Raw genomic sequence first — 2,448 nt, 5'->3', positions numbered from 1 at the left:
CGGGACTGCCGTTAAAACAAATTCTGGAGCGATTCATTAGTTCGTTAATCGTTTCGCCGTTTTCAGCGACGCCGTGCGCGTAAGGCGCAAACCTTGCAAATTGATCCCAATTTCTACCGTATAACCCCAATTCAATATTCAACCCGGCATCGAGCAACGCGGCGATTGGCCGGATTTTCATTTCGGTTAAATAGTGGTAATGGAATCGACTGCCGCTACCGGCCATTAATTGATTAATGACCTCATTCGGGACGGTTATTCCATCGTCTATCAACAACTTTTCCAGCAATTGAAATTTGCCGATTTGATTGTCCAAACAAAAGCGGTGAAACTCATCCAGCGGCAATTGATCGGTATGTTCCAAAACAAACCGATATATCCTGGTTAACGTCTCCAACGTCAGCTTGTGCTGTTTCAGCAAGCTAGCCTCGGTGGAATCGTAACTCTCAAAACCTCCCTGGCCGGATCGGAACGGCGACAAGGTTTTAACCGGATCGATCAAATGCGTGATGAATAAAAAGTCGTATCGATAGCCATGGTGTTCGACAGGATAATAATAGGCATCGTTAAAGCCGAGCGGTAAATATTCGACCGGAAAACTCGCGTATAAAGGATTTCTATTCATCGCCAACCAATCCTTGGAAAATACGAAGGTAAAATCCCTGGATTTAACGGCGTGGCGATTTTGGGTAATCGACGGCAACATATCCTGTACCCAATTGACGAACGGCACAGCTTCCGACAAGCCGGCAAATTCGTGCCGAAAATGATCGATGGACAATATCAGGTCAGGCTTAAACTCGGCGATTTGGGCCACGATACTTTCCATGCCGTTACGGTGGTAATTAGCGCTATCGGTGGACAGATGAATTTCCGCGCCGATTCTGGCGAATCCGTCCAGCAAGTCCCGCATGCAATATTGCAAGAAGGTGGTAAATTGCGACCCAAAGCCCATCACTCGAACCGGCGATGCCGGGTTTTGCCCAAATTTCTCGCGCCAAGTTTCCAGACTGATTTGGCGGTAGTAATCATCGATTAGAGCCAGCAACTTCGCGTGGGAATCGCTTCTAGCGTCTCTGGCACCATCGACCGCGCCCTTTATATGCTCAAGTTCGGCCGCGGTCGCGCTAACGTTGATCGTCACTTCCGGCAATATCGACTGCTTAGCGTTCAATTCGGCGATAAACTGGTTAAAGCCGGAGGTTTGGAAACAAAACCATACTCTGGTATCGGCGAGGATTTGTCGAATATCCCGAACCAACAAGGTTGCCAGCAAGCCGCCGAAATCAGCATCGACCAGATAAATTGGAATTTCCAGATTCGGCATTTCCGCGATTGGCCTAGCGGTACTGGAAAATACCGCCGATAGTTCGGCCCCGTCGCCGATGCCGGCCAAGCCGTAGCAAGGCACGTTAAAGCGTTGGGAAACTTGGGCCTTGGCGCGTATATTTCTTAAGTTTTCGGCTCTACTCGGCAAATCCAATTGGTAAAGCCGCCGTTCGCCGGAAAATACCGCTATGGAATAAAACTCGCCCGCGATCGCTTCGCCTAAAAGCACATTCATTTGCTTATCGGCTAAATAGCGATTCAGGTCGTCATGGATTGTCGGTCGATATATTTTTAGAGCCTGAATATTGGCGGCGTAACGTTGCGCGCATTGGTGAATTTCCGCATCGGGCCCTTCCAGCACGATGAGTGCATCAGGTAACTCGAGGCGCGATGTCGGCGGCACCTCGTCGAGATAATGAAAAAGTATCGGTAACGCCAACGCGGGGGTTTCCGGCTCCATTTGGAAAACGTTGTCGGCCCCGCAACGTTTTAAATGTTGAAAAACGGTTTCTTGCCGGCAGCAATTAAAATCGTTTTTTCTGAACGGCAGAGACTCCAAGGATTCGAATCCGGCCGCGTCGGCCAGCCAATAAATGATATGAATAACGCCGTCCGCCAGGAAACCATTATCCAATTGATTTTCCTGAATCAGAATATGCGGGCGGAATTCGACATATTGATTCAGCGCATCGACCCTATTGAGCGTATGAATGGCATCGGTGATGACGTACAACATCACCGAGTATTCGGCATTCGCCAGGGTTTCGGCCAACGGACATAATGCCGACGAAGAATTGGCCGCTAGTATCAAAATTCGCAACGGTAAGTCGCCGGCGAAATCCGGTTGAAGCGCCAGCGCTTGCCGTTCCAACTCACCGGCGAATTGCTCACGGGTCTCGCGCACCGAACGCATCACCTGCTGGTAATCCGCCATTAAATCCGGGTCGGCGCGTAAGACTTCCGGTAGACGCAAACGGCTGAACACGAAAAACTCCAACAGGCGTTCCAATTCCACATGAATGAGATTGTCCAAATCGCTTTCAAGTTTTTCGCCGTGGTAATAACAAAGCTGCAGACCGACGCTGCCGTCCTCGGCCAGCCGGATATTTCGCTGTTTCG

The 2,448-nt window shown here is 49.8% G+C and carries 1 protein-coding gene; it reads right to left on the bottom strand.

The window, feature by feature from the left end; translation table 11 throughout:
* A partial coding sequence (locus AC3B8H_RS20370) for a CgeB family protein (RefSeq protein ID WP_488443348.1) occupies positions 1-2,448 on the bottom strand: 2,448 nt, incomplete at both ends.

The organism is Methylomonas sp. BG-2, assembly GCF_057766305.1.
Note: the sequence above shows the minus strand (reverse complement) of the source record. Positions and strands in the feature narration are given on the sequence as shown.